Genomic DNA, 23,209 nt, shown 5'->3' with positions numbered 1-23,209 from the left:
CCATGAGGAGGGCGCATGCCGACACCCGAGCGCACGTCGTTGGACCAGATCGTCGCGGCTGCCCGTGAGCTGCTCGAGGCAGGCGGCCCGGCACGCGTGACAATGCAGGCGGTGGCCGAGAGAGTCGGCGTGCGCGCGCCGTCGCTGTACAAACGCGTGCGCGACCGTGAAGGTCTCCTCGCCCTCGTCGCCACCGCGATCGCGGAGGATCTGCGAGCCGACCTCGAGGCGACGGACTCGATCGAGGGCCTCGCGCGCGCGTTCCGCGCGTTCGCGCGCCAGCAGCCCGAGGGATTCCGGTTTCTGGTGGGCGGTCATGCCGATCCGGAGGTCCTCGCCCGCGTGAGCGAACCCGTCCTGAGGGCAGCTCGCGCCGCGGTCGGGGAGGAGCATGCGCTGGATGCCGCGCGACTCATCACGGCCTGGGCGCTGGGGTTCATCACGATGGAGCTCGCCGGCGCCTTCCGGCTCGGCGGCGACGTCGATGCCGCATTCGAGTACGGGCTCGCCCGCTTGTCCGCGTCCCTCCGTGTCCGGGATTCAGGCCCAGGGGTCGTATGACGCGAGCAGCTCGCCCTGCGGCGGGCGTTCCGGCTCGGGTACGTGCTGGAGGTTCACGCGCACGCGGTACCAGAGCGAGCTCGACCCGCGCATGCCGTCCACGAGGACATCGGCAGGATGCAGCATCCCCGCGACCTTCGGATGCTGCGTCTTCCACGATTCGAGAAGCTCGAGCGCCTCGGGCTTCGTCTTGGTGCGGGCGATCTCGATGAGCGGCATCGTGGATGCCCGTCGTCCGGAGCCGTCGGAGTCGCGCGGCGGCTTCTCGGCGGGTCCGAGATCTTCGGCGAGCTGGAGCAGGCCTTCGAGCGATCCGACCGCGTCGTCGATGCCGCGGTGCGGGTCACCGATGTCGGCGTAACGGTCGCGCACGCTGCGGATGGTGAACTCCTCGGGACGCCTGGTGCGGACCTCCTCCCAGGTCAGCGGCGTCGAGACGCGCGCGTCGGGGAGGGGACGGATGGAGTAGGCCGACGCGACCGTGCGGTCCTTGGCGTTCTGATTGAAGTCGACGAAGACGCTCTCGCCGCGCTCCTCCTTCCACCAGCGCGCCGTCGCCAGCCCCGGCGCCCGGTTCTCCACCTCCCGCGCGAGCGTCTCGGCGGCGAGGCGTACCTGACGAAAGTCCCAGTCCGGGGCGATGCGGACGAGGATGTGAAGGCCCCGCGAGCCGCTCGTCTTGGGCCATCCGACCAGGCCGTAATCCGTCAGAACGTCCCGTGCGATGAACGCGACATCGACGATCTGCGACCAGTCGACACCGGGCATCGGATCCAGGTCCACGCGCAGCTCGTCGGGATGGTCGAGGTCTTCGGCGCGCACGGGGTGCGGGTTCAGGTCGAGGCAGCCGAGGTTCGCGATCCACGCGAGCCCCGCAGCATCCCGCACCACCGTCTCCTCAGCCGACGTGCCGCGCGCGTAATGCAGCGTCGCGGTGTCGATGAAGTCGGGGTGGTTCTCCGGCACGCGCTTCTGGAAGAACGCCTCCTGATCGATGCCCTTCACGAACCGTTTGAGCACCATCGGCCGGCCGCCCGCACCGCGCAGCGCACCGTCGGCTACGGCGAGGTAGTACCGGACGATGTCGAGCTTCGTGATCCCCGGCTCGGGGAACACCACACGGTCGGGGCTCGTCACGCGGACCTCATGCCCGTCCACCTCGAGGATCTCGGCGGGGGTCTTTGACGGACTCATGCCGCCGAGGGTATCCGTGCAGTGGATGCGGCGGCCAGGCCTTGCGCGGTGATGCGGCCACGCCACGGTGCCGGTGGCGTGCGCTGATGCGCTTCGCTTCGTTCCGGGGGAGCGTGGTGCCGCGCCGTGGGGGGTGCGTGTGGGGAGGGGCCTGCTGCGACGCCGGGGTGCGGACGTGTGGGGAGGGGATGTGCGCTGGGGAGGGCGTTCTTGCCCGGATGGTTCCTCCGTTGTGCACTTCTCCTCCCGGGGCGGTCGCCGCTCGGCGGACGCCGCCGACGGGGTGGGTGGCTCATGGGGCTGGGGTGTGCCTCTTCGGAGGAGATGTCCGTTCGGGAGGGCGTTTTTGCCTGGATGGTTCCTCCCTTGTGCACTTCTCCTCCCGGGGCGCTCGCTCGGCGGGCTGAGTGGGGCTGGGTGGGGCTGGGGTGGGTGCGTGTGGGGAGGAGATGTCCGCTGGGGAGGGCCCTTTCGCCTGGAGGGGTCCTCCCTTGTGCACTTCTCCTCCCGCCGCGACCCCTACCGCACCGGCGCGACGACACCGAAGCGCCGCGACCGCTACCGAAGCGGCGCGACTAGGCCGAAGCGCCGCGGGGACGACGAAGGGGGCCGCCCGGATGGGCGACCCCCTTCGGGAAGCGGTGGATCAGTTGTTGCCGCGCAAGAGGGCGAGGATGCGGAGGATCTCGACGTACAGCCACACGACGGTGACCATGATGCCGAAGGCCCCGACCCACGCGAACTTGCGGGGGGCGCCGGCGCGGACGCCGCGCTGGATCTGATCGAAGTCGAGCACCAGCGAGTAGGCGGCCATCACGACCACCAGGAGGCCGATGATGACACCCAGCGGGATGCCGAAGACCTCGATCGAGCGGAGACCGAAAGCGCCTCCGGCGACCGGGACGTTGAAGAGCATCAGGCCGACGTTGACAAGGCTGAACACGAGGTAGCCGACCATCGCGATGAGGAAGATCTTCGTCGCCTTGGCGGACGCGCGGATCTTGCCGCTCGCGAACAGCGCGAGCGTCACTCCCACGACCGAAAGGGTCGCGAGGGTCGCCTGGAAGACGATGCCCGGGTAGATGAACTCGAAGTAGGCCGAGATGCCACCGACGAACAGCCCCTCGAAAGCGGCGTAGGCCACGATCAGCGGCACCGACGGCTGCTTCTTGAAGATGTTGACCAGCGCCAGCACGAAACCGCCGAGCGCACCGATCAGCCACGGAGCAACCGAGGGGTTCGGGTTCGCGGCGGTGACGCCCGACATCGTCCAGACCCAGCCGACGACCGCGGTCACCAGCAGCACGCCGAAGAGGGCGAGGGTCTTGTGGACGGTGTCTTCGACCGTCATGCGGCCGGTCTCGCGCGCGCCCGCCGGGGGCGAGGCGTACATGCCGTCCAGCTGTGCGGCTTCGGCGGCCGGCGGCGGCGCGTACTGCGTCCCGGCGGGACCGCCCCGGTACGTCGAAGAGGCACGGGAGTCCTGGAACGCCGGGTTGTTGAAGGCCGGGTTGTTGAGGGCCACTTGCTCTCACACTCCAAAGAATGTTCGGGATCACAGCACTGTGCTGTGCAATAACGATAGCGGACCGCGTGTGGACGCCGGCTGAACGGCGCTGAGGGTTCGCTATGAGCGATGCAACCCCCGGTGGCGCCCCGATGTCGCCCGGGTAGCGTGGGGCCGTGAGTCGCCCCCGCCCGCTCGTGATCGGACACCGTGGCGCCCCGGGGTACCGTCCCGAGCACAGCCGCTCGTCCTATGATCTGGCGCTGGCTATGGGGGTGGATGCGGTCGAGCCCGACATCGTCGTCTCGCGCGACGGCGTGCTCGTGGTCCGTCACGAGAACGAGATCGGCTCCACGACGGATGTGGCGCAGCATCCCGAGTTCGCCGACCGCCGCACGACGAAGACGATCGATGAGGCCCAGGTGACCGGCTGGTTCACGGAGGACTTCACCTGGGACGAGCTGGCAACGCTCCACGCCCGCGAACGGCTGCCGAAGATCCGCCCGTCCAGCGCAACGTTCGACGGGACGCAGCCTCTGCTGCGCCTCCGCGACGTGCTCGACCTCGTGCGCGAAGCCTCTTTCGAGCAGGGGCGCGAGATCGGCGTCGTCTTGGAGATCAAGCACGCCACGTACTTCGGGGGGCTCGGCTTCGACATCGCCGCGCTCATCGCGGCCGAGCTGGAGGCTGCCGGCTGGGCGCGCGGAGAACTGCCGCTCGTGCTCGAATCGTTCGAGTCGACCGTGCTCGCCCGGCTCCGGGAACGCGACATCCCCGCCACGTACATCTACCTGCTGGAGGCGGCCGGTCGTCCGTACGACCTCATGGCAGAGCACGGCGCATCCGCGCCGACCTACGCCGCGACCGCCGCACCCGCGGGGCTGGATCGGCTGGTCGGCTCCGTCGACGGCATCAGCGTCGACAAGCGCATGATCCTCGCTCCCGACCGGCGCGGCCGCACCGCAGGCGCGAGCCCGGTCGTACGGGATGCGCACGACCGCGGGCTGCAGGTCTTCACCTGGACCTGCCGGCCCGAGAATGCCTTCCTTCTTCCGCAATTCCGCGGGCGCGGGGGTGCCGGTGCCTTCGGCGACTACGCCGGTGAGTGGTCGGTGATCCGCGATTCCGGCGTGGATGGCGTGTTCGTCGACCATCCGGACCTCGGCCTGAGCTTTTTCCACAGTTGACCGCGCTGTGCTCCGCCCACGTCGGCACCCCCTAGGCTGACCGCATGCCCGCGCCCGGAATCGCCGTCGACGGCGTCCGGCGGTCGTTCGGTTCGGTGGAGGCGGTGCGCGACGTCACCCTCCGGGCGGAGACCGGACGCGTCACCGGTCTCGTCGGCCCGAACGGCTCCGGGAAGACCACCCTGCTGCTCATGCTCGCGTCGCTGCTGCAACCGGATGCGGGGGAGATCCGCCTGAACGGCGTCGATCCGGTGTCCGATCCCGCCGCGGCACGTGCGCAGCTCGGCTGGATGCCCGACACCCTGGGCGGCTGGCCGACGCTGACCGCCCGGGAGACGCTCGTGGTCACCGGCCGCCTGTACGACCTGTCCCGGGCGGACGCCGCGTACCGAGCCGACCTGCTGCTGGAAGAGGTCGGGCTGACCGAGCTGGCCGGGTCCGCCACCCGGGTGCTGTCGCGGGGGCAGAAGCAGCGACTCGCCCTGGCGCGGGCGCTCGTCCACGACCCCCGCATCCTGCTGCTGGACGAGCCCGCGTCGGGGCTCGACCCGCAGGCGCGGATCGACCTGCGCGTGCTGCTGCGCCGGCTCGCGGCCGATGGGCGCACCATCCTCCTCTCCAGCCACGTGCTGAGCGAACTCGAAGAGGTCATCGACGACGCGGTCTTCCTCGTCGCCGGAGCGACTGTTTCGGCCGACCGGGTCGCGCAGGCGGCTGGACGGACGCGGGCGTGGCGCATCCGGCTGCTCCTCGCCGCCGCGCCCGGGGATGCGCCCGGGGATGCGGCGCAGGCGGCGCCGTCCGATGCCCTCGAGCGGGTCGCCGCCGCCCTCGGCCGTCGGCCCGACGAACTCGCCGTCGACCGCCGGGATGTGCTTGCCCCGTTCGGCTCCGAGGTCGAAGCCGCCCGGGCCCTCAGCGCCCTCGTGGCCGCCGGCGTGGCGGTCACGGAGTTCGCGCCCGCCACCGGCGACCTCGAGCACACGTTCCTCGACCTTCGCGGCGGAAACGCATGAACCCCGCACGGCTCGGCACCGTCATCCGTCTCGAACTGACGCAGCGCCTGCGCTCGGTCGCCTGGTACGTGCTCTTGGGCATCTTCGCCCTGGTGCTGCTGGTCGTCACGGTGCTGGCGCTCGCCGCCTCGGCGATGACCGCCGACAGCGGCGCGTGGCTGTTCTCGCTGCTCATCTTCCTCGTGCTCCTGCTGGCGCTGCTGGTTTCGCCGACACTGAGCGGGAACAGCATCAACGGCGATCGGGATGCGGCGACCCTCGCTCCGATGCAGGTGACCCTCACGACGACCGGGGAGATCCTGATCGGGAAGTTCCTCGCGGCGTGGATCGCCGGGCTCGCGTTCCTCGTCGTCGCCCTGCCGTTCCTCGTGGTCGCGACGCTGGCCGGCCGTCTCGCGCCCGCCACGATCGTGACGTCGCTCCTCATCCTCGTCGTCGAAGTCGGGGTCGTCGCGGGGATCGGCGTGGGCCTCAGCGCGATCATCGCCCGCCCCCTCTTCTCGGTCGCGGCGACGTACCTGGTCGTCGCCGCGCTCACGGTCGGGACGGTGATCGCCTTCGGCCTCGGCGCCGCCACGGCACGCGTGGAGGTGACCAGCGTCGAGCGGAGCTACATCGACGAGGGCGAATGCAGCGAGTGGCAGGAGTACACCTACGAGGTGCCGCGGACCGACCACGTGTGGTGGGTCCTCGCCGCGAATCCGTTCGTCATCCTGGCCGATGCCACTCCGACGACGTACTCGCCGCAGGGGTATCCCGAGGATCTGTTCGGTCAGATCGCCTGGGGCGTGCGTGCAGCGCAGATCGCGCCGGAAACCGAGGTGCGCAACGACTACTGCGACACCGGGCCATGGCAGAACGGCGGCCCTGTTCCGCAGGAGCAGATCGGGGGCACGGCGCCGAGCTGGTTCGTCGGACTGGCCGTGCAGCTGATTCTCACCGCAGGGCTTCTCGTCTGGGGATGGCAGCGCACGCGCACCCCGGCGCGCCGGCTCCCACCGGGCACGCGCATCGCCTGACGCCGGAGCCCGAGGCCGGAGCCTGGGGCGGGAGCCGGCGGCCGGAGCCTGGGGCGGGAGCCGGCTCCTCCAGGTCCCGCTCAATGGAAACGCCGCATCCGGATTTCGGATGCGGCGCGGGTGGATGCTGTGCGGCCAGACGTCCCGTCAGAGTGGGCTATCCGGCGACCGCTCGCGCAGCCGCATCCAGAGCGTCCGAGAGCCGTGCGAAGTGCGCCGGCAGTCCTCGACCGCGCAGCCAGAGCACGTCGACGTGGTCGAGGCCGCGCTCGCGGACACACGCCACCACGCGGCGGGCGTCGTTGTCGGGGAAGCGGGTGTCGTGGATGAGCCAGTCCTCGGTGCCGATGGGGAGCAGGACGAGTCGGCCACCCCCGGCGAATGACACGTCGCGGTCGCCAGGGGCCATGCAGTTGTCAGCGATCGCCATACTTGGATCCTTTCGGTGGGAGCTTGTCACCGTAAGTCGAACTTCCGACAGTCCGATCGGGGCTTGACTTCCGAAGTCACCCCTTGAGACCGGAGGTGGCGATCCCCTGAATGATCTGCTTCTGGGCGAGGAAGAACACGATGATCATCGGGACGGTCGCGATGACACTCGCCGTCACGATGAGCTCCCAGTGCCACTCGCCCCCGAACCCGAACGCGTCGACGAGCGACTTGAGTCCCCGCGGGATGGTGAAGGTCGACGAGTCGCGGAGATAGATCAACGCGCGCATGAGGTCGGTCCACACCGCCTGCACCTCGAAGACGAGCGTCACCGCCAGGGCGGGCTTCAGCAGCGGCAGCGCGATCCGCCAGAACACCCCCCACTGCGTGGCGCCATCCACGCGCGCGGCGTCGAACAACTCGCGGGGCAGGCCCATCATGAACTGACGCAGCAGGAAGACGTAGAACGCGCTCGCGAACAGATTGCCCGCCCACAGCGGGACGAGCGTTCCCACGAAGCCCAGCGAGTTCCAGATGAGGAACGTGGGGATCATCGTGACGGCGCCGGGAAGCATCATCGAGGCGAGCACCAGCCCGAACAGCGCGGTCCGACCGCGGAAGCGGAAGTACGCGAAGCCCCACGCGACCATGGCGCTGGAGATCGTCACCGTTCCGGCGGCGAGGACGGTGACGATCAGCGTGTTGAGCAGCCACAGCGCCAGCGGCGCCTCCTGCCAGACCTGCACGTAATTATCGAAGGTGAAGGTCTGCGGGATGAGGCGGTTGTCGAACACCTCGCCGCGCGGCTTGAACGAGGCCGACACGAGCCACACGAAGGGGTAGGCGAACGCGACGGTCACCACCACCAGGAGCGCGATGACCACCACGCGGCCGGGAGTGAAGCGACGCTTACGATTCCGCGGGGGGTCGGCCGGGACAGGCGGCGCGACGGGGCCGTTCGGACGAACGGCGTCGTTTCCCGCCTGCTCCGCGGCACCGGGGGAGAGCAGGCCGGTCATTGCGGTGCGTCCCCTTCGTAGTAGACGACGCGGCGGGAGACGAGGAGCTGAACGGCGGTGACGGCCATGATGAGGAAGAACAGGATCCACGCCATCGCGGAGGCGTACCCCATGTGCAGGAACTGGAAGGCCTGCTGGAAGAGGTAGATGACGTAGAACAGGGCGGCGTCGTTGCTGTACGTCGTGTTCCCGGCTCCGAAGAAGGCGGTGTACGCCTCGTCGAAGGTCTGTAGACCCGCGATCGTGTTCACGACGATGATGAAGAACAGCGCCGGACTGATCAGCGGCAGCGTGACGCTGATCAGTTGCCGCCAGCGCCCGGCGCCGTCGATACGAGCCGATTCGTACAGTTCCTCGGGCACCCCCTGGAGGGCTGCGAGCAGGATGATCACCGACGACCCGATCGTCCAGAGGCTCATGATGACCAGTCCGGGCTTCACCCACGCCGGGTCGGTGGTCCAGGCCGGCCCCGTGATGCCGAGCAGCCCGAGTCCTTCGTTGATGACGCCGTTCTGGCCGTTGAACAGCAGCAGGAACAGGATGCCGATGGCCACCGGGGGCGTCATCTTGGGGAGGAACACCATGGTGCGGAAGAATCCCGACGCCCGCCCGGCCCGGGCGAGCAGCACCGCCAGGGCAAGCGCCACGACGACATAGACCGGCACCTGCACGAGCGTGTAGAAGAAGGTGTTGCCCAGGGCGAGCGCGATCTTCGGATCCTCGAACAGTCGGATGTAGTTCTCCCACCCGACGAACGAGGGGTCGTTGATCACGTCATAGTCGGTGAACGACAGGTAGGCGCTGTACAGGAGCGGCCATGCCGTGAACACCGTGAAGCCGATGAGCCACGGGGAGAGAAAGAGCAGTGCCGAGGCGGTGTTGCGCCGCCGCGCCCGCCGACGCGACCGTTGCCGGTCGACATCGGCGGGCGCTGCGGAGAGGGCGGTCATGTCAGTCGTCGCTGTCGAGCTTGGCCCACGCCTCATCCAGAGCGTCCTGCGCCGTCTCCTGAGCGGCGGCCATCGCCTCGGCCGGTTCGGCCTGTCCGTTGAGCACGCTGTTCACGGCATCCTGCATCGCCGTCGTGAACTCCGCATCGGCGGGGTTGGCCGGAAGCGTGAACGACGCGTCGTTGGCCTCGTACATCGCCGTCACGGCAGAGTCCCATGGCTCTCCGCCGGCGGTGACCATCCCGCGGAGCAGCTCATCGGCTTCGGTGTTGGCGGTGAGCAGGCCGGTGAACGGCTTTCCCTCCTCCGAACGGGCTTCCAGGCGGGCGATTCCGGCCGCCTCCCAGGCGTCGACGGAGGTCATCGCGCGCGCCCAGCGGCAGGCGGCCTCGGGATTGGGGCTTCCCGAAGGGATCGCCCACGCCGAGCCGGAGGCATACGCCAGCGGCGCACCGTCGCGCCCGCGCACCGTGTCGAAGGCCATGGGCGCATCGGGTGACACATCGCTGAGGACGTTGACGTACCACTGCTCCATCGGCATCGCGCCGAGCGCGCCGGTGGCGAACTGGTTGTCTTCGCCGAAGAAGTCCGCCGAATCGCGGAACGCCTTCACCGCGCTGAACCCGCCCTGCTGGTCGTAGATCGACACGGCCCATTCGAGCGCTTCGATGACCGCGGGGTCGTCGAGTTGCGCGGTACGGCCGTCTTCGGAGATCAGGTCGGCACCGTTGGCCTGGGCCCACAGGGGAAGGAACTCGGGCAGCTTGCTGTCGTACCCGATGACGGTGAGCTTCCCGCCCTCGGTCTTCGTGAGGGCGGCGTTGGCGGCGCTCACGGCCTCCCAGCTCGAGCCGTTGACGTCGTCGATGGTCAGGCCTGCACCGGCGAGGAGATCGGCGTTGGCCATGGTCATCTGGATCGAGTTGAACTCGGGGATCCCGTAGACGGAATCGTCGAAGGTCACCTGCTCCAGCGCCTCCGGCACGTACATGTCGGTGTCGATGTCTTCGCCCTCGATGCAGCGATCGAGGGGAAGGATCGCGCCACGTGCGGCAAGCGACCCGATCTGATTGCGGTTGGCGTAGACGACCGCGGGGGGTTCGCCCGAGGCTACGGCGGACAGGAACTGCTGAAGGTCCAGTTCGCCTTCGATGAGACTCACCTCGACATCGCCGAGCTCCTGCTCGGCCAGATCGATGCGCGCTGTCGCGATCTCGTCCACGCCGGAGAATCCCATGACCGACATCGAGCCGCTGAGATCGGTGTCGGAGTCGTAGTCCACCTCGGAGTCATCCGCGCCGCCCGTGCCCACGGCGCACCCTGCCAGAGCCACACTCGCTATTCCCAGAGCGGCGATCCCCGCCGCAACATGACGCAGTCCACGCATCTCCAACCTCCATGTCGCACCCGGTCGAGAAGTGGGCGGTGGGGAGAACGTAAGAACCGCTTCCCCCGTTCACCCAGGGGCTTGACGGAAACCGGTTCGGGATCTAGCCCGACAGGCACCTAGCGGGTGCAGTGCGACAGCGCCTAGCGAGGCGACAGATCGGGCATCGCGCGCGTGCCGAACTCGTGCCGGAGGGCGCTGAGCGCGGCGCGCCAGCCGGCCAGGCCGTGCACCCCCGGCCCCGGGCTGGTTGACGCGGAGCAGAGGTACACCCCTGCCGCCGGCGTGCGCCACGGGTCGGGCGACAGCGTGGGGCGCCGGACGAGCTGAAGCATCGTGGCGGCCCCCGCCGCGATATCGCCGCCGGGGTAGTTCGGGTTCTCCTCGGCGACGTCCACCGCGGTGCGAGAACGGGACGCGAGGATCGTGTCACGGAATCCGGGGGCGAACCGCTCGATCTGCGCGGTGATGGCCTCTTCACGGTCGGCGGCGCTGCCGGCCGGCACGTGGGTGTAGGTCCACAGCGTGTGCTGCCCGGCGGGGGCGCGGCTGGCATCGAACCGCGACGGTTGCGAGACCAGCACATACGGCCGGTCGCTCATCCTCCCGCGCCGGACGAGATTTTCGGATGCGGCGATCTCCGCCCGCGTTCCGCCGACGTGGACCGTGCCGGCCTCGCGGACCGCGGGATCCGACCACGGCACCGGCGCGGACAGCGCGAAGTCCACCTTCGCGACCGCCGCTCCGTACCGGAACGCGGCGAGGGCCGCGCGGTAGTGCGCGGGAAGCGCGTCGCCGGCGATGCGGAGCAGGGCGTCGGGGGTGACATCCAGCAGCACCGCACGCGCCCGCGGCAGTTCCGCAAGCGACCGGACATCGGTGTCGAGGATGATCTCGCCGCCGAAGGCGCGCAGATCGGCGGCCATCGCATCCACGATCGCCTGGCTGCCCCCGATCGGGATCGGCCACCCGCGCGCGTGCGCGTAGGTGCCCAGCGCCAGACCCGCGCCGGCCGCAGCAAGGCTCGGCTGAGGCAGGATCGTGTGCGCGGCGACGCCGGTGATCAGAGCGGGGGCGGCTTCTTCGGAGAACCGCGCATTCCACACGGGCGTCCCCTGCTCGAGGGCTCGCAGACCGAACGCGATCGCCGTCGCCGGATGCCGCGGCATCCGCAGCAGAGTGTCGCCGGTGAACTCGGCCACTTCGCTCGCATGCTCCACGAGCGGCCGCATCAAGCGCTGGTAGGTTGCGCCGTCGCGACCGAGGGTCTCGGCCGTCCGGTCGAGGTCCCGATAGGCCACGGCGGCGGGACGACCGTCCAGCGGGTGGGCGTACGAGGCGTCGGGCACAGCGAAATCCACGCGCCGCGAAAGCCCGAACTCGCGGAAGAAACGCGACTCGAACGCCAGCGGGTGCACGGCTGAGCAGACGTCGTGCACGAACCCCGGCAGGGTCAGCTCCGCACTGCTCGCGCCCCCGCCGATTCGCGACGACCGTTCGTACACCCGCACCGACAGGCCGGCGCGGGCGAGGGTCACCGCGGCGGCCAGGCCGTTCGGGCCCGAGCCGACGACGATCGCATCCCGTTCGGTCATCGCGTGTCGTCGGTGCCGCGGGTGGACGGGTCCTCGTCCTGTGCGGTGGTGCGCGCGGCGGTATCCGCCATACCTTCGGCCAGATACGCCAGCCGATGAAGCGTCTCGGCGTTGCGCAGCAGCAGCGGGATGTCGAGGATCGGCCCGGGAATCAGCGTGGCCGGGCCGTCGACCGCTTCCTCCTGGATGCGGACGATCGAGCCGTCGGCGTGCGGCTTGACGTGAATGGTCACCCGGGCGGCCCCGATCGGCCATCCTCGTGCCTTCAGTACGAGCCGGCGCGGGGGCTCGTAGTCGAGCACTTCTGTCGAGTCGTCGATCAGCAACGGCCAGGTGCCGAACGAGTGGTGCAGCTGAGTGCCGGTGTGCGGCCAATCCTCGGCGACGCTCCGCATCCGTGAGGCTCCGACGACCCACGAAGGGAAGAGCCAGCCGTTCTCCAGCACCCGGAACACGTCCTCGGGTGTGCAGCGCAGGACACGTGTGTTTCGCGACATCCGTCAGCCTCCTCGTGCCCACGCTAACCGGAGGAGCCGGTCACGTTCCACGGGGTTGCGCGACGGAGGTGTGCGGTGTCAGCGCCGAAGGGACGCGGGGGCGGGGGAGTCGGTCGACGTGCTGGTCAGATCGAGTGTCATTCCGGCGGCGGTCGCCGCCTCGTTCGCGAGCTGCTGCAGGAGCGCGGGGTCGAGGGTCTCGGACTCAGCGGAGGAGAACACGAATCTGAGTTCGATCGCGGGCTGCAGCCAGATGGTCGAGCGGTTCTCGTCGCGCCACGACATCGTGAAGCTCTCGCCCCGGCGCAGCTTGGTGGCGATGACGACCTTTACGTGCGCGAGAAGCCGATCGGGGACCTCGATGGGGTTCGTTGTGGCGCCGTAATAAAGATGACCCATGGCGAGCTCCTTCGTTTGTCCCCAAGAAGGGAGCCTACCAGGTATCTAGAATAGTTAAATAAATTTCTGTAGTAACGCGTCCTTGGGTAACCTGCGGGAATGGCCGAAAGCGCGGGGGACCAGCCGACGAGTTTCACGCTTCCGCACAGCTCCGTGCTCTCGATGGCGCTGCGACATTACCTGGATTCCCGTCAGGCATCGATTCTCGAGGCTCGCCGCAGCCTCGAGATCAACGAGCTCGATGCCCGTGCGCTGCTGTTGATCGCCGCCGAGCCCGGATCGCGGCCCACCTCCCTTCGTGACTTCCTCGGGATCACCTCGGCCGGCGTCACCGCCCTGGTCGACCGGCTCGAGCAGCGCGGCGCCGTACGGCGCGTCGTCGACGACCACGACCGTCGGGTGACGCGGCTGGAAGCGACCGTTGATCTCTCTGCCGACCCCTGGTCGGCGCTCACTCGATTCGATGTGGCTTTCGAGAAGGCGCTGGCGTCGGTGGATGCTGACGATCTGGCGCGCTTCGCCGCCCTCCTGCACACACTCACCGACGCCGCCACCGACCAGTCGAGCTGACGCGGCGGAGGATCCGCGCGACCGCGCATGTTGTGCATCGGAACGCCGCAGGTCAACCCCCTCCATGGATCGGCGCCGACCGGGTGAGGTGGGAGGCCGAGGACGCCGCATCCGCCGGCGCGCGACACGAGGAGTTCGAGATGAGCGATTCCCTTCCCGACAAGCCCAGCCAGGCCGAGGGCGACGTAGGCGACGACGAGGTCACGGAGGGGCAGGAGTCGGGCACGCTCGACGCGCACGACGACTCCGACGAGGGCACCCTCGACAAAGACGCCTGAGCCGACGACGCACACGGAGGAGAACCCATGAAGGCGATGGTCTACCGGGGCCCGTACAAGATGCGCGTCGAGGAGAAGCCCGATCCGAAGATCGTGCATCCCAACGATGCGATCGTGCGGGTGGAGCTGGCAGCGATCTGCGGCTCCGATCTGCACCTGTACCACGGCTTGATGCCCGACACCCGGATCGGCCACACGTTCGGCCACGAGTTCATCGGACGCGTCGAGGAGGTCGGGCCGTCGGTGCAGAACCTGAAGCGCGGTGACCGCGTCATGGTGCCGTTCAACATCTTCTGCGGCACCTGTTTCTTCTGCGCGCGCGGGCTCTACTCCAACTGCCACAACGTCAACCCGAACGCGACGGCCGTCGGCGGGATCTACGGCTACTCGCACACCACCGGCGGGTACGACGGCGGACAGGCCGAGTTGGTGCGGGTGCCGTTCGCCGACGTCGGGCCGACCATCATCCCGGAGTGGATGGATGACGACGATGCGCTCATGCTCACCGACGCGTTCACGACCGGGTACTTCGGCGCGCAACTCGGTGACATCGCCGAGGGCGACACCGTGGTTGTCTTCGGGGCAGGACCCGTCGGGCTCGCCGCGGCGCGCTCGTCATGGCTCATGGGTGCCGGCCGCGTGATCGTCATCGACCACCTCGACTACCGGTTGGAGAAGGCCCGCGAATTCGCGTTCGCCGAGACCCACAACTTCACGCACCATCGTGACGTGGTCGTGCTCCTGAAGAAGCTCACCGGCTACCTCGGCGCGGATGTCGTGATCGACGCCGTGGGTGCCGAGGCCGATGGGAACCTCACGCAACACATCACCTCCGTCAAGTTCAAGCTCCAGGGCGGCTCGCCCATCGCGCTGAACTGGGCGATCGATGCGGTGCGCAAGGGCGGCAACGTTTCCGTGGTGGGCGCCTACGGGCCGCTGTTCAGCGCGGTGAAGTTCGGCGACGCGCTCAACAAGGGTCTGACCCTCCGGATGAACCAGGCACCGGTCAAGCGCCAGTGGCCGCGGCTGTTCGAACACATCCAGGCCGGCCACATCAAGCCGGGCGACATGATCAGCCATCGCGTGCCGCTCGAGCACATCGCGGAGGCGTACCACATGTTCTCGTCCAAGCTCGATGACTGCATCAAGCCGGTCATCGTCCCCTCGGCCGCGTAATCGCAACGGAGGAGCCATGCCTTACACCCCAGACAAGCCCGTGACCCCGCCGACCGCCGAGGAGCTGCGCGCGCGCATCCCCGGGTGGGGAGTCGACCTCGACCCGGCCGACCGCCCGTCGTTTCCGAAGGAGCGCTTCGACCTCGGCGCGACCGGCGCCCACTGGGTCGAGCCCGAACGCCAGCGCGACGATCCGCGCCGGGAACGCTCGATCGAGCACGCGCACCTCACCGCGGCGTACGGGACGGCGCAGCCGTTGCACGGGGTGTCCGGCGCCATCCGTCGCTTCGCGTATGCCCGCTTCAGCGAAGGCCGAGCCGCGCACTGGTTGCTGCTGATCCTGGGTGACCGCGTCGACGCGACGGGGGCGCACGTGCGTTCCTTGTTCACCCTGCGGCCGGACAACCCGATCACCGAGACCGGCATTCTGGCCGAGCCGCGCCTGCGGCCGATCTCGTCGCGTCGCGGGCGCGTCGATCTCCGCCACATGTGGATGGACCCTCTCATCGTGGCCGGGCCGTGGCTGCTCGGCGGATGGGCCGTGCTGCGTGTCGGGCGCCGTCTGCTCCGGCGGCGCAGCTAGCGCCCAGGCCGTCCACGATCGCGCGCTCGAAACCGTCGGGGTCGTGGTGCGAAAGCTTCGACTTTGAGGTGTCAGCGGAGAGCCCTGCCGCATGAGAAAATAGGTGATCGGACTTGCCTAACGGGGTGGGCGAGCCGTCGAGAAAGGCGCATCTCATGCCCTACCGCACACAGGCCGTGCTGCAGGACTGGCTGGACGAGTTCCGCAGCGAAGGGCACGAGGTCCGCGGGCATGTGGCCCTTCAGGATGGCAGCGACGGCCGGGACACCGGGTTGGTGATCCTGCGGCTCGTCAATGCGACGACAGAGATGTTCATGCAGCCTGTCGCGCCGGGCGAACAGCACTGGGAGATCACCCTGCAGGCGCGTCCCAACGATCTGGTGATGAGCCCCGAGCAGCTCGACGACCTCAGCGGCGAGCTTCAGCGGGCCGCGGCTCTGTGCCGGTTCATGGAGGAGAAGTCGGTCCAGCACGACAGGGAAGCCCAAGAGGCTTCGGCCTGACCCACGCCCCGAGCGGCCTGCCGCTTCAGCCGGATACCCGGTGTGCGGCCGATTGGATCGCGGCCAGTAGCGCGCGGTCCTCGGGCGGGGCAGAGCGGAGCGGAGCGCGGGCTCCGTACGCGGCGAGCCCCCGATACGCCGCAGCGCGCAGCGGGTCGGCGCCGCGCGCGTCCCAGAGGATCGCCAGCAGCATGCACGGCAACGGTTGCGCGCGGAGGCTCAGCGGCGACACCGTCCGGAACAGTTCCCGCACCTCGCCGGCGTTGCGGAACAGGTCATCCCAGTGCACACGGACGACGTCGGTGACGAGATCCCAGTCGCGAGAGCGCACGGCCGACTGAAGAGCGGGAAACGCGTGTGCGCGGCTGAGGTTCCATCGCGCTATCCGCGCGTCCAACTCCCGTGTCACGCGACCGGGCAATCGCCGACGAAGGGATGCGCCGAGGATGCGGCGGAAAACGGGGGAGGGAATGAACAGCGTGCCCTGGCGATCGTCAGGCGGGGGAGATCTCCAGTACCCGAGCCCTTCCGCCTCCGCCCGCTCCAGCAGTGCGCCGGGGGCGGGGTCTCCGGTCAGCTGCCGGGCCAGCTCCGCGTCGACGGCCTCGGAAAGCGCGATGCGCTCCAGGAACGAGCGGAAGCGCTCGTCCCGCGACGAGGAGCGCAGCCGGAACAGCGACGCGACCGCCGTCTCCACCGCATCCCCGGCCGCCTCCGGCGGCGTGCGACCGGTGAGTCCGACGATGCGGGCGAGGGCGGGGCTCCCGCCGTGCTCGAGCACGTGCGTCACGGTGCCGGCAGAACCGGCACGGCCGAGCACCTCGACCGCTTCGGTCTCCGTCAGAGCCAGCTCGTCGGGGCCGACGCGCTCGAGAGCCACGCCGAGGTCGAGCCCGTGTTCGGTCAATCGGTGGGGGCCGCGGGTCGCGACACGCAAGGACAGGCCGGGGTGCTCCTCGACGGTGCGCAGAATGCCGGCGATCGTGGCGTCGTCGAGGTGCTCGGCCTCATCGAGGACGAGCGTGAACGCGCCGCGGATGCGCTGCAGACGGCCGCGCAGCAGGCTCCACGGGTCGCCCAACGGGGCGAGGCTCTCCGCAGCTGTGCGGTGCGGGTCGGCCTCATCCAGGACGCCGGCTTCGGCGAGCTCCGCCGACAGGTCATGGACGAAGGCGGCCGGTTCGCTCATCCCGTCGCGGACGCGGAACCACAGGCCCGACCGGGTGGTGCTGGTCGCCCACTGGGTCAGGGCGGTGGTCTTTCCGTAGCCTGCCGGTGCGTGCAGAACCACGACGGGCGCGTCGCTGTCGAGCCGGGCCGTGACACGAGGGCGCGCGGCGAGCCCTGGTGGGAGGCGGGGCACGGCGTGGATGCTCATCGGTGAGGGGCGGGGCGGCAGATTCGGATTCTGATCTCCCCAGCGACTTACATTAGGGCGTCGGAGGCGCAGAGCGCGGAACGCTCACGCCGACGGGCCGTCGGAGGACATCCGCTCGACCTCGGCGAGCACGCGGGGGTGGGCCAGGATCCGGAAGTGGCCGCCCGTGTCCAGCAGCACGTTGCGTGCGCCGGGCAGGGTGCTCCCCTCGGGGATGTGCGGGTCGAACAGGCCGTACACGGATGTGATCCGCGCGTTCACATCCTGCTGCTCGGCGAGGGCGAGGATGGTGCTATCGCGCGGCGAGAAGCTCCGCAGCCAGGGCGTGAGCATCATCCGGGCGTACCGCGAGCCGCCGAACGGCGTCGCGACCGCGACCATCCCCCGCACCCTGGATGCAGCCGGTCCGATCATCACCTGTTTGCCGATGAGGCCGCCCTTGCTGTGAGCGACCAGGATCACATCTCCCAAGTCCCGAGCCTCGAGGTAGCGGCTGACGACAGCGGCCATCTCGACGACCGGACGCAGATTGCGGTGCAGCAGGTCGATGACGTGGATCGGGTGACCGCGCGCGTGCAGGTGCTCGACGAGGGGCTGCAGGAATTTCCAGGTCTCGTACACGCCCGGGAGGATGATCACCGGCACTCCCGGCCCGGACCGGAACGACTCCGGCCGCGTGCGGTTCGCGAACGCACGGACTTGCCACGTGGTGGCGTAGGCGTAGTCCGCCAGCCACCACGCCGCGACCCGAAGCGCGTTCCTCATGGACGGGCGTGGACGGCCGCCGCGGTCGTGGTGTGGAAAACGATGGCGTCCGCCACCGCGCGCGGTGACGAGAACTGCGCGACGTGGTACCGACCGGGAATCGTCACGAGCGCCGCCGACGGGGCTCGGCCGCGGAGCCGCCGGCACCACTCCACGCCCGCGACGGGATCATTCTCGCCGCGGATCAGGAGCAGCGGCATCCTGAGCTCGGCGACGCGATCTTCGATCGGGTAGACGATCATGTGGCGCACCTGGGTGAGGTACCACGGGATGCCGCAGCGGATGTAGTCGGTGAAGACGATGGCGTTGATCCGCGGGGTTTCGCCGAGGGTGTCCTTCCCCAGTGCGATGGCTTGTGCGAGGACGCTGCGGTGCTCGTCGTCGGTGACCGGTCCGACGGCGACCAGGTGAGTGACGAGGTCCGGACGTTGCGCGGCGAGCTCCACCACCCACTGGGCGCCCATCGAGTGCCCGACGAGGATGACGGGGCCGACGTCGAGGGATTCGATCACCTCGCCGAGGGCCTCAGCCATGGCGGCGACGTCCACATCGAAACCGGGCTTCGGGAGCCCCGCGAATCCCGGAAGGTCGATCGAGAACACGGTGTGGTCTTCGCTGAGGACATCCTGCAGGCGCGACAGGTAGCGGTGCGACATGCCGATGCCGTGCACGAGCACGACCGGGGTGCGACCGGAGTCCTGCTGCGCCGTCGTCGCGAACACCTGGAACGCGAGCGGGCCACGGTCGAATCGGCGCACAGTGCGGTTCGGGGGCGGCGTCATGCGGCGTCGGGGAAGAAGTCGATCATGGCGCAACGCTAACCCGCGCGGCGTGCGGTACCCCAGCCCTGGACGGAAGCAGTCCTTCCCGCTAGCTCTCACCCGCCGGCGGAAAATGGTGCGCTCTTGACAACCGCAACGAACCAGTGAGAACGTTTACAGGAGGGAGCTGGAATCGTTTACACCGCTCGAAGGGGAGCCATGGCACGCGTCACGATCACGCAGGTCGCCGCCCGCGCGGGTGTCTCCGTCGCGAGCGCGTCGCGGGCCTTGAACGGGCTGATTGCCAGCGCCGAGACGGTGTCGAAGGTGCGGGGCGCCGCGCGTGAGCTCGGCTATGTCGCCGACGCGACCGCGCAGTCGCTCAAGCGGGGACGCACCCTGCAGCTGGGGTACGCCGTCGCCGACATCGGCAACCCGGTGTACGTCGAGATGATGGCCGCGATCGAGCAGGTCGTCTCGGCCTCCGGATATCGGCTCCTGCTGTCGTCGACCGGCACCGCCTCGTCGTCCGTCGACGTCGTCCGCGATCTCGGCCGCGGCTACGTCGACGGCATGATCCTCTCGCCCCTCCGCGTCACCGACGAACTGCTCGCCGCGCTCGCGGCGGCTCCTATTCCGCTCGTGGTGCTCGGGCGCATCCCCGACTCCGCCGGTTTCGACACCGTGCGGGCCGACTCCCGCACGGCGATGCGCCTTGTCGTCGACCACCTCGTCGCGCAAGGACGGCGCACGATCGCGTTCATCAACGGCCCGGCCGACACGACGCCCGGTGGCATGCGCCGGGAGGGTTTCATCGCGGCGGCGGCGAACCACCGCGACCTGCGCACCCAGCACATCGACGCATCCGACTTCACCATCGCGGCGGGGTACGACGCGGCGGTTCCGCTCCTGGACCGCTACGACCGGCCCGCGGCGGTGGTCGCTGCGAACGACCTCATCGGCGTCGGCGTCCTCCGCGCCGCCGAAGACCTCGGCCTGACCGTTCCCACCGATCTCGCCGTCACCGGGGTGGACGACACCGAACTCGCCGAGGTCGTGCGGCCGGGACTCACGAGCGTTGATCTGGGCGCGAAAGAGCGCGGGCGCGTGGCCGCCGAGATGCTGCTCGCGCGCATCGCCGAACCGGCTCGGCCGGCGCACACGGTCACCGTGCCCCCATCGCTGGTCGTCCGCGGTTCGTCGTCGGCGTCCGCACCCTCCGCGTTACGCCGACCTGAGCTCATCGATGAAGAGAAGGCCCACGGATGACCACGCTTGAGAAGACGAAGAAGTCCTCGCCGCCGCCACGCGTCCGGCAGATCGGGCCGCGCGCCCGCGCCCAGCGCAAAGAGGCCATCGCCCTGGTGGCGCCCGCACTCCTGCCGATCATCATCTTCTCCGTGATCCCGCTCGTCAGCGGTGTCGCCCTCGGATTCACGGATGCGACGCTCGCGCGCAACGCCGAGATCAACTTCATCGGCCTGGGCAACTTCATCGACCTCGCGGGCAACCGGCGCTTCTGGGAGTCCTTCGGCATCGGCATCGTGTGGGCAGGGTCCGTGGCGCTCCTCACCCTGGCCAGCGCAATGGGGCTTGCCCTGCTGCTCAACACCAACCTGCGACTGAAGGGTCTCACCCGGGTGCTCGCGCTCATCCCGTGGGCGATGCCGCCGGTGGTCATCGCGATCGTCTGGCGCATGATCTACAACCCCAATTCCGGACCCCTCAACGGCGTGCTCAGCTGGCTCGGCATCCCCGGTATCAACTGGCTCGGCGACTTCTCGACGGCGCTGCCGGCGGTCATCGTCGTGGGCGTGTGGGCCGGCATCCCGCAGACCACCGTGCTGCTCCTGGCCGGAATGCAGTCCATCGCGCCTGAGCAGCACGAGGCGGCCGCCGTCGACGGCGCCGGTGCCGTGCGCCGCTTCTGGCACGTCACGCTGCCGGCCCTGCGGCCCGTCATCATCGCGGTCACGGCGCTCGATTTCATCTGGCAGTTCAACTCGTTCGGCCTCATCTACGTGCTCACCGAGGGCGGTCCGGGCGGTCGCACGATGATCCCGCCGCTGTTCACTTACCTCGAGGCGTTCCGCAACCGCGAGATCGGGTACGCCTCCGCGATGGGCAACGTCTTGGTCGTGGCGATCCTGGTGATCCTCTCGCTCTATCTGATCAATCAGTTCCGGCAGAACAAGGCGGTCAGCAAATGACCACGAAACGCCCCCTCTACGCCACCGTGCTGATGTACCTCGCGCTGGCGGGGTACCTGATCTTCCTCGGCTTCCCGCTGCTGTGGCTGCTGTCGGCATCGTTCAAGTCGACGCAGGAGCTCAACTCCCTCGCGGTGAACCTCATCCCGCAGCAGTGGGACTTCAGCAACTACGCCTCGGCGCTGGAGCGGCAGAACCTCCTCACCGCCGCGGGCAACTCCATCATCGTCGCGGTCGTGACGATGATCATCTCGGTGCTGCTCTCGATGCCGATGGCATATGCCCTCGCGCGGCTGAAGGGAAAGCTGCGCGCCGCCGGCACGGTGTGGATCCTCGTCAGCCAGGTGTTCCCGACGATCCTCATCATCATTCCGCTCTTCCTGGTGCTCCGGAGCCTGCAGCTGAACGACACCCTGTTCGGCCTCATCCTCGTCTACGTCACCTTCACGATGCCGTTCACGCTGTGGATGCTGCAGGGCTATGTCGCCGCGATCCCGCCCGACCTCGAGGAAGCCGCCGAGATGGATGGCGCGGGGCGTTTCACGATCCTCCGCACCGTCATCCTGCCGCTGCTTGCCCCGGGCCTCGTTGCCACCGCGATGTTCACGTTCGTCTCGGCCTGGAACGAGTTCTTCCTCGCGCTCGTCCTCATCCAGAGCCCGGAGCTGTACACCCTGCCGATCGCGCTGCGCTCGTTCCTCGGCGCCGAGGGGCAGACGCAACTGGGACCCCTGGCGGCCGGCGCGATCCTCGCGACGATCCCGTCGCTCATCATCTTCGGGATCCTGCAGAAGAAACTCACCGGCGGCATGCTCGCCGGTGCCGTCAAGGGCTGACCCTCCCGAGACGAAGAACCAAGAGAAAGAGAAAGGCGATCATCATGAGAAGAATCCGGGGCATCGGCGCCGTCGCATTCGCGGGCGTCGCAGCCATCGCGCTGGCGGGCTGCCAGCAGGGCAGCGCCAACAACGACGGCGGGGGAGACGGCGACGCCGTCACGCTGCAGTTCCAGTCGCTGTCGGACCAGCCGGCGACCCAGGCGGCGATCAAGGAGATCGTCGACGCCTGGAACGCCGAGAACGACGACGTTCAGGTCAAGATCGTCCAGGCCGGGTGGGACGGCATCTACGACAAGCTCATCACCCAGTTCACCGGCGGCACGGCCCCCGACATCATCCACTTCGACGCGAGCTCGATCGTCTCGTTCGCGGCGGACGGGTACCTGGCGGACCTCAGCGACCTCATCGACCCGGAGTTGAAGTCCGATGTCTCCGAGAGCATCTGGGATTCCGTGACCCACGACGACCAGATCGTCGCGTACCCCTCGACGCTGCAGTCGTACATGGCGTTCGCGAACACCGACCTGCTCACGGCGGCGGGCGTGGAGGTCCCGACCGGCGACACGATGACGTGGGATGAGCTGCAGGAGATCGCCCAGGCGACCACCACCGGTGACCAGTACGGTCTCGGCTGGGGCCTCGGTTCCCCGACCGCCACGATCATGAGCCTGTCGCTCGGTTTCGACGGCGGGTACTTCCAGGGCGAAGGCGACGAGGCCACGATCGAGGTGGGCGACGATGAGCTCGCGGTGGCCGAACGCATCCATGAGATGGCATACACCGACAAGTCGATAGAGCCGACCTCGCTGACCCAGTCCGGCTCGGACGTGCTGCCGTCTTTCTACGGCGGCAAGGTCGCCATGACTGTGCAGGGTTCCTTCCAGGCGACGAACATCGCCAACGACGCCCCCGAGGGCTTCAACTGGGTCGCCCTGCCGCCGCTCGAGGGCTCGGCCGGTGCGCTCCAGGCCGGACCCCCGCAGACGTATTCGGTGAACGTCGACTCGGAGTACGTGGAGGAGTCGGCAGACTTCCTCAACTACTTCATGAGCGGTGAGAACCTGGGGAAGATCGCCTTCGCCGACGCGCTGATCCCGTCGTCGGGTGCGGCGCGCGCCGAGGTCGAGACGCTCGCCGGTGACGACCAGGCGTGGAAGCAGGTGCTCGCCTCCGGTGAGGGTCTGGTCGGTCCGCCGTTTCTGAAGGTGTCGAAGTACGCCGAATGGAAGGACACGATCGCGACGCCCGCCTTCCAGCAGTACCTGGCCGACCAGATCAGCAGCGAGGAGCTCGCACAGCAGCTCACCGACGGCTGGGCTGACGTCGCCGGTTGATGACCTCACGGGGGTGGATCGATCGATCCACCCCCGTGACACCGACGCTTGA

Annotated in this window: 25 protein-coding genes; 13 read left to right on the top strand and 12 right to left on the bottom strand. The window is 68.9% G+C overall.

Annotated elements, in window-relative coordinates; genetic code table 11:
- Window positions 1-15: 15 nt before the first annotated feature.
- On the top strand, window positions 16-561 hold the full coding sequence (locus tag AC4FS1_RS08465) for a TetR/AcrR family transcriptional regulator (protein ID WP_491154141.1): 546 nt from the start codon (window positions 16-18) through the stop codon (window positions 559-561).
- Here AC4FS1_RS08465 and ligD read toward each other — a convergent pair.
- Together ligD and AC4FS1_RS08455 are read right to left on the bottom strand one after the other, a co-directional pair.
- On the bottom strand, window positions 541-1,755 hold the full coding sequence (ligD, locus tag AC4FS1_RS08460; protein ID WP_491154140.1) for a non-homologous end-joining DNA ligase: 1,215 nt from the start codon (window positions 1,753-1,755) through the stop codon (window positions 541-543). The two genes, AC4FS1_RS08465 and ligD, sit on opposite strands and share 21 nt — an antisense overlap.
- Window positions 1,756-2,401: 646 nt before the next feature.
- Window positions 2,402-3,280 (bottom strand): Bax inhibitor-1/YccA family protein, encoded by an 879-nt coding sequence (locus AC4FS1_RS08455; RefSeq protein WP_491154138.1) that lies wholly within the window; start codon window positions 3,278-3,280, stop codon window positions 2,402-2,404.
- A 158-nt stretch (window positions 3,281-3,438) separates the two neighbouring features.
- Here AC4FS1_RS08455 and AC4FS1_RS08450 point away from each other — a divergent pair, with 158 nt between their 5' ends.
- Genes AC4FS1_RS08450 through AC4FS1_RS08440 form a run of 3 tightly spaced genes read left to right on the top strand, consistent with a single transcriptional unit; the run spans window position 3,439 to window position 6,484 of the window.
- Window positions 3,439-4,449 carry a glycerophosphodiester phosphodiesterase family protein gene (locus AC4FS1_RS08450; protein ID WP_491154136.1) on the top strand — a complete coding sequence of 337 codons (1,011 nt, stop codon included), beginning with the start codon at window positions 3,439-3,441 and terminating at the stop codon, window positions 4,447-4,449.
- Between the two features lie 44 nt (window positions 4,450-4,493).
- Complete coding sequence (locus tag AC4FS1_RS08445; protein WP_491154134.1) at window positions 4,494-5,465, top strand: ABC transporter ATP-binding protein; 972 nt, start codon at window positions 4,494-4,496, stop codon at window positions 5,463-5,465.
- Window positions 5,462-6,484 carry an ABC transporter permease gene (locus tag AC4FS1_RS08440; RefSeq protein ID WP_491154133.1) on the top strand — a complete coding sequence of 341 codons (1,023 nt, stop codon included), beginning with the start codon at window positions 5,462-5,464 and terminating at the stop codon, window positions 6,482-6,484. Before AC4FS1_RS08445 ends, AC4FS1_RS08440 begins: the two co-directional genes overlap by 4 nt.
- A 157-nt stretch (window positions 6,485-6,641) precedes the next feature.
- Here AC4FS1_RS08440 and AC4FS1_RS08435 read toward each other — a convergent pair whose 3' ends face one another.
- The 7 genes from AC4FS1_RS08435 to AC4FS1_RS08405 form a co-directional block, all read right to left on the bottom strand.
- Window positions 6,642-6,914, bottom strand: a complete 273-nt coding sequence (locus tag AC4FS1_RS08435; RefSeq protein WP_491154131.1) for a hypothetical protein — start codon at window positions 6,912-6,914, stop codon at window positions 6,642-6,644.
- 76 nt (window positions 6,915-6,990) lie between these two features.
- Window positions 6,991-7,932 carry a carbohydrate ABC transporter permease gene (locus AC4FS1_RS08430; protein ID WP_491154129.1) on the bottom strand — a complete coding sequence of 314 codons (942 nt, stop codon included), beginning with the start codon at window positions 7,930-7,932 and terminating at the stop codon, window positions 6,991-6,993.
- Window positions 7,929-8,882 carry a carbohydrate ABC transporter permease gene (locus AC4FS1_RS08425; protein WP_491154127.1) on the bottom strand — a complete coding sequence of 318 codons (954 nt, stop codon included), beginning with the start codon at window positions 8,880-8,882 and terminating at the stop codon, window positions 7,929-7,931. Before AC4FS1_RS08425 ends, AC4FS1_RS08430 begins: the two co-directional genes overlap by 4 nt.
- A 1-nt stretch (window position 8,883) precedes the next feature.
- Window positions 8,884-10,194 carry an ABC transporter substrate-binding protein gene (locus AC4FS1_RS08420; protein WP_491154125.1) on the bottom strand — a complete coding sequence of 437 codons (1,311 nt, stop codon included), beginning with the start codon at window positions 10,192-10,194 and terminating at the stop codon, window positions 8,884-8,886.
- Between the two features lie 218 nt (window positions 10,195-10,412).
- Window positions 10,413-11,864, bottom strand: coding sequence for a phytoene desaturase family protein (locus AC4FS1_RS08415; RefSeq protein ID WP_491154123.1), 1,452 nt, complete (start codon window positions 11,862-11,864; stop codon window positions 10,413-10,415).
- Complete coding sequence (locus AC4FS1_RS08410) at window positions 11,861-12,361, bottom strand: SRPBCC family protein (protein ID WP_491154122.1); 501 nt, start codon at window positions 12,359-12,361, stop codon at window positions 11,861-11,863. The genes AC4FS1_RS08415 and AC4FS1_RS08410 overlap by 4 nt, the downstream gene beginning before the upstream one ends.
- 78 nt (window positions 12,362-12,439) lie before the next feature.
- Entirely contained in the window at window positions 12,440-12,760 is a 321-nt protein-coding gene (locus tag AC4FS1_RS08405) for a DUF7882 family protein (RefSeq protein WP_491154120.1), read from the bottom strand.
- Window positions 12,761-12,859: 99 nt separating this feature from the next.
- On the opposite strand from AC4FS1_RS08405, the gene AC4FS1_RS08400 reads away from it, so the two are divergent.
- From AC4FS1_RS08400 to AC4FS1_RS08380, 5 genes are all read left to right on the top strand, one after another.
- Window positions 12,860-13,330, top strand: a complete 471-nt coding sequence (locus AC4FS1_RS08400) for a MarR family winged helix-turn-helix transcriptional regulator (protein WP_491154119.1) — start codon at window positions 12,860-12,862, stop codon at window positions 13,328-13,330.
- 140 nt (window positions 13,331-13,470) lie between these two features.
- Window positions 13,471-13,608, top strand: coding sequence for a hypothetical protein (locus AC4FS1_RS08395; RefSeq protein ID WP_491154117.1), 138 nt, complete (start codon window positions 13,471-13,473; stop codon window positions 13,606-13,608).
- Between the two features lie 27 nt (window positions 13,609-13,635).
- Entirely contained in the window at window positions 13,636-14,784 is a 1,149-nt protein-coding gene (locus tag AC4FS1_RS08390; RefSeq protein WP_491154115.1) for a zinc-dependent alcohol dehydrogenase, read from the top strand.
- A gap of 16 nt (window positions 14,785-14,800) precedes the next feature.
- Complete coding sequence (locus AC4FS1_RS08385) at window positions 14,801-15,367, top strand: hypothetical protein (protein WP_491154113.1); 567 nt, start codon at window positions 14,801-14,803, stop codon at window positions 15,365-15,367.
- Between the two features lie 155 nt (window positions 15,368-15,522).
- A complete protein-coding gene (locus tag AC4FS1_RS08380; RefSeq protein ID WP_491154111.1) occupies window positions 15,523-15,870 on the top strand; it encodes a hypothetical protein in 348 nt (115 codons plus the stop codon).
- Between the two features lie 25 nt (window positions 15,871-15,895).
- On the opposite strand, the gene AC4FS1_RS08375 is transcribed toward AC4FS1_RS08380, so the two are convergent.
- From AC4FS1_RS08375 to AC4FS1_RS08365, 3 genes are all read right to left on the bottom strand, one after another.
- Window positions 15,896-17,233, bottom strand: a complete 1,338-nt coding sequence (locus AC4FS1_RS08375) for a winged helix-turn-helix domain-containing protein (RefSeq protein WP_491154110.1) — start codon at window positions 17,231-17,233, stop codon at window positions 15,896-15,898.
- Window positions 17,234-17,332: 99 nt separating this feature from the next.
- The gene (locus AC4FS1_RS08370; RefSeq protein WP_491154108.1) at window positions 17,333-18,013 is read right to left on the bottom strand and encodes an esterase/lipase family protein; all 681 of its coding nucleotides are present in this window, start codon (window positions 18,011-18,013) and stop codon (window positions 17,333-17,335) included.
- Window positions 18,010-18,795: an alpha/beta fold hydrolase gene (locus AC4FS1_RS08365; RefSeq protein ID WP_491154106.1), complete on the bottom strand. Its 786-nt coding sequence runs from the start codon at window positions 18,793-18,795 to the stop codon at window positions 18,010-18,012. Before AC4FS1_RS08365 ends, AC4FS1_RS08370 begins: the two co-directional genes overlap by 4 nt.
- A gap of 198 nt (window positions 18,796-18,993) precedes the next feature.
- On the opposite strand from AC4FS1_RS08365, the gene AC4FS1_RS08360 reads away from it, so the two are divergent.
- Genes AC4FS1_RS08360 through AC4FS1_RS08345 form a run of 4 tightly spaced genes read left to right on the top strand, consistent with a single transcriptional unit; the run spans window position 18,994 to window position 23,157 of the window.
- Window positions 18,994-20,043, top strand: a complete 1,050-nt coding sequence (locus AC4FS1_RS08360) for a LacI family DNA-binding transcriptional regulator (protein WP_491154104.1) — start codon at window positions 18,994-18,996, stop codon at window positions 20,041-20,043.
- Window positions 20,040-20,984 carry a carbohydrate ABC transporter permease gene (locus AC4FS1_RS08355; RefSeq protein WP_491154103.1) on the top strand — a complete coding sequence of 315 codons (945 nt, stop codon included), beginning with the start codon at window positions 20,040-20,042 and terminating at the stop codon, window positions 20,982-20,984. Before AC4FS1_RS08360 ends, AC4FS1_RS08355 begins: the two co-directional genes overlap by 4 nt.
- A complete protein-coding gene (locus AC4FS1_RS08350; protein ID WP_491154101.1) occupies window positions 20,981-21,820 on the top strand; it encodes a carbohydrate ABC transporter permease in 840 nt (279 codons plus the stop codon). The genes AC4FS1_RS08355 and AC4FS1_RS08350 overlap by 4 nt, the downstream gene beginning before the upstream one ends.
- 44 nt (window positions 21,821-21,864) lie before the next feature.
- Window positions 21,865-23,157: an ABC transporter substrate-binding protein gene (locus tag AC4FS1_RS08345; protein WP_491154100.1), complete on the top strand. Its 1,293-nt coding sequence runs from the start codon at window positions 21,865-21,867 to the stop codon at window positions 23,155-23,157.
- The last annotated feature ends 52 nt before the right edge of the window (window positions 23,158-23,209 follow it).

It is taken from the genome of Microbacterium sp. Z12_35 (assembly GCF_058310475.1).
This window is presented reverse-complemented; position numbering and strand designations above follow the sequence as displayed.